This is a genomic window from Mesorhizobium sp. M0587 (assembly GCF_040320945.1).
Classification (GTDB): Bacteria; Pseudomonadota; Alphaproteobacteria; order Rhizobiales; family Rhizobiaceae; genus Mesorhizobium.
Genome location: NZ_JAMYQP010000082.1, coordinates 1 through 7,894, shown reverse-complemented (window position 1 = coordinate 7,894; position 7,894 = coordinate 1). Strand labels below are relative to the sequence as shown.

Below are 7,894 nucleotides of genomic sequence, written 5' to 3'. Positions count from 1 at the left end.
CATTGCTCGTCCGTCAGAACCGTTCGAATCATCAAAACCTCCAAAATGAGGCTTGAATCACTCAAAGGGCGAAAGTGGAATCCTGATTCTCAACAACCCCTAGCATTGCCTGCACGAAGCGGCATTCGTATTTAGCGTTTGCCCTCCTCGCCTGCTCCGTGGAAGAAAGCTCGGATTTCCTCCATGTCGAGGTTGCCGTCGCTGTTCTCGTCAACGGCATTGAAGATACGTCCGATGAAATCCTGAACCTCGGTCTGTGAAAGCGCCCCATCGCCGTCAGCGTCCATCATGGCGTACATTATTCGCATCCGTGCGCCATGCATCATTCCCGCTCCCATGCCGTCGCGGCCTCCCATCATCCGCTGCCGCTCAGGCGGACCCATTCTGTAGCCCCGATGCCATCGGTCGCCACCGCGCCGCTCTGCTCGGGGACCGCGATCCTCCTGCATCCTTTCGCTCATCATCTCGTCCATCATCTGGCGCATCATTGCACGCATGGATTCTTGGGTGTGTCCGGCGGCATCCGGCAACTGTTCGGGGCCATGTTCCTGTGCCTTTATCGCGGGCACAGGTGTTCCGCTCGACTGGGCTAGTGCCGGTGAGGCCAACATAGTTAGCACTGCGGCAACTGCAGCGGTTTTGCTCGGTAAGGTCATTGGGCTCTCCTGTGGATGAATGGCTATGCCAATCATGTCGGCATCCAAGCAAACCCGCAGCTCACCTCCTGGTTCCTGGCGGCGATTTAGAAGGCTTACCCCACACAGCCAAGGCAGTGCTTCCGATATCGAGGTCTTGTTCCGATGGGGCGCCGACACATTTCCGGGTGTCATCCGCAACGGCATGTCCGCGTGACATGTCCACCGGCGCCATCGACTTTCAATACGACTGGATGTTCCGCGCAGATGAGGTCTGCTTTCGGCCGGCAAATTTCTTTGAGACACGCGCAGGCAGAATTGACGAGACAGCAAGCCATAGAATATGGAACCCCTCGCCCTCGCAGAACACCTGTAAACCTAGGTGGCACGCCGCTCTGGCCGCAGTCAGACGCCATGCGAAGTCGGGGATGTACATCGAGCCGAACTATCTGGCGAACGGTAGACATTGGGGGGTGGCCCGCCCTCCGCTGGGCCTTCGCATCGTCATCGGCTCGAATTGGCCGGTCATTACGGCTCCCAGAACGTGGCGCAGGCGAAACTCAGTCCCGTTTCCCTCCACGCGCCGGCGCGGCGCCCCTCTGGTTTACCCAGTGTCAATGGAGGGTGCCGGGCCGCCGCTGTCTTGGCGACGCTGCCCCGGCCCTCTTCGTCATCCTTAGTTCAGCTAAGAATGACGCCCGCTAGCAGCACGGTGATGAGAAGTGACAGCGGAACAGCCAGGAGACCGTACATCTCGATGGTTTTGGTGTTTGGTCCCTTGTCCATCTTCGTCGCCTCGCGTCGTTGATGCTGTCATTTTGACCTTAACGGGCGGCTGGTGGAAGCGGTTCCGCAACGCGAGGCAGCCAGAGATGTAGTCGGTGCTGTATATTAGCAACACCTTGTTGGAAGCCGCCATGACCTGGGATGCCGGCCGTGCATCGTCTTTCCAACAAAATCAGACAGCCAGCGGCTGGTTCGTCCAACCTTATCCTTCGTATGTCCTCGTATTCGATGACGCACCTGCGGTGGCGATGCTGAGTGAGGTTTGCCCGACAGCGCCGGACTAACCTTCTTCGATAGAAGGCCTCACATACTACTGCGATATTTAGGACACTTGTGGTGACATCAATTGACGGCCGTCGAATTTAGTGACACAGACAGTGTCGTGAAATTTGGAACGAGCCGCATGTCTAATGCCCGTGCCTACAACAGCCCCGTGCGCGAAGAAAAAGCGCGTGAGACACGCGAAGCGATCCTTACCGCACTGTTTGAGCTGATGGATTCGGCGAGCGCCGCTGACGAGATCAGCACGGAAGCCATCGCGTTGAGGGCCGGAGTGCAGCGGCGGACCGTGTTTCGCCACTTCGCGACTAAGGACGATCTGTTGGCCACCTTCTGGCCTTGGCTGAATGCCCGGATAGGTGTCCCCGCGACTCCTGAGAACCTGAAGGAGATCATCGATGGCCCACGACAAGCCTTCCCAAAGTTCGACACGCACGAAGCGGCGATCCGCTCCTCGCTACATTCCCGGACCGGCCGCGAGATGCGGACAGGTACCGTTGCGAAGCGGCGTGCCAATTTCGCTCACGCACTCGCTCCCGCCACCGCCTCCCTTCCGCCCGCGGAGGCCAAGAAGATCAAGTCACTTGCCCATCTTCTCTTCTCGGCCTCTGCCTGGGAGGTCCTGAAAGACTACGGCGGTCTCACCGGCACCGAAGCTGGCGAGACCGCATCTTGGGCGCTTGAGGTGATTCTGTCCGCAGTCACCTCGGGCCACTCTCCCGCGGACGTTGCATCGCAAATGAAAGAGACAGGTAATGAAAATTGACGTCACCAACCCCAACGACGGCCAGACCCTCTGGGTTGTCGCCGATCGCATCCGCTTCCTGGGCGGCCTCGTGGGCTCGAACCTCGAACTCATCGAGGTCGAAGTCCCGCCAGGCTCCGGCACCCCGCCGCACAGCCACGCGTCGCCCGAACAGTTCTATGTAATCGACGGCGAACTCACGGTCCGCCACTTTGCCGCGGGCGGCCCCCCCGAGGTGACCATCGCGGGCCCCGGAACCTCGGTGCGTATCGGCCCCAGAGAGCCGCATAACTACTCGAACGACAGCAGCCACCCGGTGCGGATGCTGGTGCTCATAGAATCTTCTATGGTCGTCTTCTTCCGCGACATCGGCACGGTCCAGCCGCAGACGCAGCCCGACTTCGCGCGGATCGGCGCAGCAATGCAGCAGCACGGGATAGAAATGCTGACAATGGCGGCCTGAGTTGCATTGCAATTTCGAGGGTTCAGGGGCTCTTGCGTCATATCCGGCGATGAGGGCCCCCGAAACCATCGGACCGCCTCGGGATATAGGGAGTACAATTTCCCGGCCAGATCGGACCAGCGGCTTCAATTCGAGCACCCATTTCTGGCCTGCCTTCAAGAGCAAATACCATGGTATGGTTCCATCAGAGGTCGCCTCGGGCGACTCTACGTTTCAGGTCGACAGTGTTCAGGAGATCCACCAGATCATCGGCATACTCCATGTCGAGGTCGACGGCTTCGTAGCCCTCGGCAGCCCGGTGAACACGTCGAACACCGTCCAGGACTCGTCCGCTTCCTTCCTCAGGTCCTACCGTAGCGGTACCATTAGCGAATTCTAAGTTAGCTTAGGAATGTTTTGATAGAAAAATGTCAGCGGGATAGGATGACAGGCGCGCGCCGACCGCCTGTACCCCTTCGGGTTCTACGACAAGAGGCGTGATGGTTGCCGTGAGGTTTGGCGAAAGGACGCGCTGTCGCTCTTACTCGACTTCGCGACCGCTGTGGCCTTCAGGTCCTCCTCGCCCAGACGTAGCCGTCGTCGCTACGATGGCCGGGAGGACCACCTAGGTGACCAATCTTGGAACGGTTGGCCTGCGGTTTGTCGGAACGCATGATGAGCTTGTGGAGGCCGGCCTCGGAGATGACAGACATGCGCGCTGAGTTTGGGGTGAACCACCCAGAGCCTACAGCCTGGGGTAGTCTCTCTTCTCAAACACGCAGCGTTCATCAGCCGCGGGCCGTCGTCAGCGGCTCGTCGACCCAGGGGCCGCGGTCGCGGTGCAGGCCGCAAAGGCTAGCGGATCTCAACCCCCACCCCACGCCTAGTCAGGATCGAACATCACGGCGAAGCCGGCACCCGCGCCGTCCAATAGCAGCTATCTGCCGCCGCAAGTGCTTCGGCGCGGTGAGCTTCGTCCAGTGCGCCAATCCGTCGAACCGACGCATAGAACCGTGCATAGTCACCCGAACACAAATCGAACAGGCGCAGAAATGCGGTCACCCGATCGCTATAAACGGAAGTCGCGGCGAGCTTTGCGTTGTTGATCGGGGAAGCGAACCAGGCATCGTATCCCCGGAATCGACCCCCGCCCCTGTCGCGCATCTGTCGGTATCGCATCCGCAGCCGTTCAATCGTGGCCGTCTTCGCGGCCCGCTTCTGCTGCGAGCTACCGGAGTTGTAATAGACTTGCATTAGCTCTTCCCGAGTCTGCGAGACAAGCGCAAGAAATTTAGCGTTGCGCCTCCGGACGGCTTCGTAACGACGCAATTTGGCCGTATCGCCAGCTGCGCGCAGCCATTTTTTCACGCCGGTTGTTTCAACGGCGACAGCGAACGCCTCGTTGAATGCGGAATCGTCGTGCACGTATACGCGCTGGTGGGCCAGTTCATGGAAAACCAGCCCTGCAAGATATGTTTCATCCTGGCTGAGCATCGTGCTTAGCAGCGGATCACTGGACCAGCCAAGCGTGGAGTATGCGGTGATGTCCGTCACATAGACGTCCATGCCCTGTCCTTGCAGTTCGACAGCGGTTTCAGCCGCAGACTTCTTGGAGAAATATCCCCGGTAAGGGACGCAGCCGAAAACGGGAAAACACCATGTTCGTGGCGTCAGCGAGAATTCCGGCGCGGCGAAGACGGCCCATGTCACCGAGTCCCGACCGAGATCAACATAGCTGCGGTAGCTATTGTTGTCGGGCAGCGCTAGTTCGTCTGTTGCAAACTGGCGTATGGCGCTCGCCGAGGTCATTTGGGCGCGCAATGCCTTCGGCGTCGAAGGATCCTCGATCAGTTTTCCGACATCCTGGCGCGCCGTCATGATCTCCAGATGACCCTTCACGGATTGCGCGTAGTACGAAATGCTGGCGCAACCGGTCACTCCGGACACTGCGATCATAACGACAACCAATCGAAAGAATGCGCGCATCACGATCTGCCCATAGCACTGCTCACACGTTCCGATAGGGGGCAATTACCGCATTGGATTGGGGCTTTAAGCAGTCGCATCAATTTGAACGAGGTACGGGATTACAAAAGTGGCGCAGTGCGATCATTCGCTGCTGCATTGCCGGAAGTCCTCTCGAAGCTATGCCTGACGGGATTCAGACTATCAGTTATCCGACTGTGAGACCTTTTTACATAGGCTGCCGGTCCGATCGTCGGCTCCCAAACACAAAGTCCCTAATCCGCACCGTTCTCCTTTCGGCTGTGGTGGCCGAAGGAGAAACTTCACTGGACTTTCACAGCACGGTTCCGGAGTGCATCGCGACGAGCTTGGAATACAGGAAGGAAGGTCGGAGGGAAGCGAGCACTGAGACCCCGACGTATGGGCGATCCGCTATTTCTTGGATCGCGAAGCTCGGCTATGTGATCCCGCCCTTTTGAATCCGGCATCCCGCGCATTTCGAGGCCAGGGCAAAAAGATGCCGCCGAGCCTTGCGGCACGGCAGCGTCTTTTGCTTTCGCGATGTTGTCCCGATCAGGCCTCCAGGATAGCCACGATCTCGTAGGTGTCCGGATCGACGATGACGATGCGTCCGTCGGCCAGCACGAAATACTCGTAACGTTCATAAGCCGGGACGATCTTGACGATACGGGGTGGCAGCCGATGCAGGCGGATCTTATGCCGGGGCACCTCGACGCCGACCGAGATGTCGAAGCCGACATCGCGAACCGGCTGGACGTGGGTCTCGTGGATGATCTGCGTGATCTGCGTCTTCTGCTCGACCGTCACGTTGTTGATCGAGGCCGTCTTGTTCTGGTCGGTCTGGACGTTGGCGTTGCCCTGGGCGTTCTGCTCGGTGGCTGTACCGGTCTTACCCTGGGCATTCTGCTGGGTCGGCATCTTGGTCGTGCTCTGGGCGTTCTGCTCAGTGGTGGTGCCGGTCTTGCCCTGGGCGTTCTGCTGGGTCTGCATCTTAGTCGTACCCTGGGCGTTCTGCTCAGTGGTGGTGCCGGTCTTGCCCTGGGCATTCTGCTCGGTGGTCTTCATCTTGGTCTTGCCTTGGGCCAGCTCATTCGTCTTCGAACCCTTCGGGCAGTTGGCCATGCCGGTCTGGCACTTGGCCGTACCCTGAGCCTGCTCCTCGGTTTTGGTGCCAGCCTGACCCTGGGTCTGCTCGGTGGTCTTCATCTTGGTCTTGCCCTGAGCCTGCTCCCCGGTGCTGGTGCCGGCCTCGCCCTGGGCCTGCTCATCGGTCTTCACCTTGGCCTTACCCTGAGCCTGCTCCTCGGTGTTGGCGCCGGCGTTGCCCTGGGCATTCTGCTGGGTCTGCGCCTTCATTTTGCCTTGGGCCTGCTCGCCCGCCTTGCCGCCCTTCTGGCAATCGGCCTGGCCGGCGGCGCAGTTGTCGCCTCCGCTCGGCTGTGCGGATTCGGTCTGCGCCATCGCGGCGCCGCAACCGACGCCGAGCGCGATCATGCTCGTGATCAGAAGATGTCTCATCTGATTTCTCCTCGGATTCGGTCCCTTCACTCCATAAACCGCAGGCGAAAGGCATTGTTCCGAATTTGCGGCAAAACCCGGTGATGTGTTGTGAAAACGCAGACGGCAATTTGTCAGGAACAATGCCCGGCCGCCGTTCCATGAAGCCCCCTAGCCTGGCCAACAAGTTTTCCGGCGGCCTACGGCAGCGCATCGCGATCGCACGCGCGCTGGCGAGCGAACCGGAGCTGATCGTCTGCGACGAAGCCGTCTCGGCCCTGGACGTATCGATTCAGATGCAGGTGATCGAGCTGCTTGCTGACCTTCGCCAGCGCCTGAGCCTGTCCTACATTTTTATCACTCACGACTTGCCTGTCGTTCGCCGGTTCGCCGACCGTATCCTGGTCATGCAGCAAGGCAAGGTTGTTGAGGAGAACAGGACGGAAGTTTTGTTCGCTCAACCACAGCACATATACACCCGCAAACTGTTACATGCCGTCCCCCAGCCAAAATGGCTGCAGCGGGAACCGACAGGGCTAATGTTCTGAGAATTCTGGAGCTGGTGAAATTGCGCCCGAACAGTGACTCGGGCACGGAGCGCACAAGTATCCCAGTTGCCGGATCTTCGAGGCGCTCACAACCTTGAAACGGTATTCATTTTCAGCTTCATCCATAGCAGCCGGTGCCAGCTGACCTTCTGGTCGACTATCTCAAGTGCGTCCTGACACCGATCATTGGCCCATTGCAGCCGATGTCGTATCGAGGGAAAGACGGCAGGGCCTTAGAGTCTAGCTAATGGTCCACATGCGGGCGTTTCTTGATGGACATCGCCATGACGTCATGAATCACAGCGAGATCGAAAGCGTCTTCGAAGCGATGCGTCGCCGCAACGGCACCCCACCGGTTTGATCGGTTCTTGGCTTCACATTCTGGTCTTCCCTTGCGTGATGGCTTTCGGGCATCGACCGCGCTTTACAAGACGTGGGGATAATAAAATTATTGTCCTCTGGTGGGGCGACTCTCAAAAGGTGTCGCAATGGCTAGGACCAACCTTCAATGCAGCTCTCAGCCTGAAATCGACCGCTTTCTGACCGAGGCGGAACGGCTGCATAAGAGCATCGTTCAGCCGCTTCTGTCGCCTAGCAGCGAGCATTATCAAGCGCTTCAAAACACCCATAAGGCGCTGTTGAAGACGATCAAGGATATCACCGGCAAGGATGCGCCATTCATCCGGTGGAACACCACGGGACCGGTGCGGGTCCCTACGGCTGTTGACGAGAAACATTAGACATCTCTAAAAACTTGATGCGGCAGGTGGTGCCCTCCATCGCCTGCCGAAGATCGGGCCTCCGATCCGCCCGCGCCCCCGCAAGCGGCGCGGGCTTCAATTGGGGAGGGGAAAGCGATGGGTCAGCAGCCGGCTAGCCCGGATATCTCACACAGTCTTTCGGCGCGAGGCTGGCAGCAGCGATTTTGCGGGCACTTGAGCTGCGGGCAAGGGATGTCCGCCGCTTGGAGCGGTTG

7 protein-coding genes and 1 pseudogene are annotated in these 7,894 nt (G+C 59.1%); 5 read left to right on the top strand and 3 right to left on the bottom strand.

All coding sequences use genetic code 11. The features are described from left to right. Positions 1–131 precede the first annotated feature (131 nt). The gene (locus NKI49_RS32890; protein WP_352608282.1) at positions 132–692 is read right to left on the bottom strand and encodes an EF-hand domain-containing protein; all 561 of its coding nucleotides are present in this window, start codon (positions 690–692) and stop codon (positions 132–134) included. Positions 693–1,824: 1,132 nt separating this feature from the next. On the opposite strand from NKI49_RS32890, the gene NKI49_RS32885 reads away from it, so the two are divergent. From NKI49_RS32885 to NKI49_RS32875, 3 genes are all read left to right on the top strand, one after another. Then, positions 1,825–2,466, top strand: a complete 642-nt coding sequence (locus NKI49_RS32885; protein WP_352695921.1) for a TetR/AcrR family transcriptional regulator — start codon at positions 1,825–1,827, stop codon at positions 2,464–2,466. Then, positions 2,456–2,908 carry a cupin domain-containing protein gene (locus tag NKI49_RS32880; protein WP_352608286.1) on the top strand — a complete coding sequence of 151 codons (453 nt, stop codon included), beginning with the start codon at positions 2,456–2,458 and terminating at the stop codon, positions 2,906–2,908. Before NKI49_RS32885 ends, NKI49_RS32880 begins: the two co-directional genes overlap by 11 nt. A gap of 175 nt (positions 2,909–3,083) precedes the next feature. Beyond that, positions 3,084–3,287, top strand: coding sequence for a hypothetical protein (locus NKI49_RS32875; protein WP_352608288.1), 204 nt, complete (start codon positions 3,084–3,086; stop codon positions 3,285–3,287). Positions 3,288–3,787: 500 nt separating this feature from the next. Here NKI49_RS32875 and NKI49_RS32870 read toward each other — a convergent pair whose 3' ends face one another. Together NKI49_RS32870 and NKI49_RS32865 are read right to left on the bottom strand one after the other, a co-directional pair. Continuing rightward, positions 3,788–4,873: an aminopeptidase gene (locus NKI49_RS32870; protein WP_352608290.1), complete on the bottom strand. Its 1,086-nt coding sequence runs from the start codon at positions 4,871–4,873 to the stop codon at positions 3,788–3,790. Between the two features lie 552 nt (positions 4,874–5,425). Then, the gene (locus tag NKI49_RS32865; protein WP_352608292.1) at positions 5,426–6,391 is read right to left on the bottom strand and encodes a DUF1236 domain-containing protein; all 966 of its coding nucleotides are present in this window, start codon (positions 6,389–6,391) and stop codon (positions 5,426–5,428) included. Positions 6,392–6,552: 161 nt separating this feature from the next. On the opposite strand from NKI49_RS32865, the pseudogene NKI49_RS32860 reads away from it, so the two are divergent. Both NKI49_RS32860 and NKI49_RS32855 read left to right on the top strand, forming a co-directional pair. Beyond that, a pseudogene (locus NKI49_RS32860) lies at positions 6,553–6,918 on the top strand (ATP-binding cassette domain-containing protein); the annotation flags it as partial. Positions 6,919–7,406: 488 nt separating this feature from the next. Next, a complete protein-coding gene (locus NKI49_RS32855; protein WP_352608294.1) occupies positions 7,407–7,658 on the top strand; it encodes a hypothetical protein in 252 nt (83 codons plus the stop codon). Positions 7,659–7,894 lie beyond the last annotated feature (236 nt).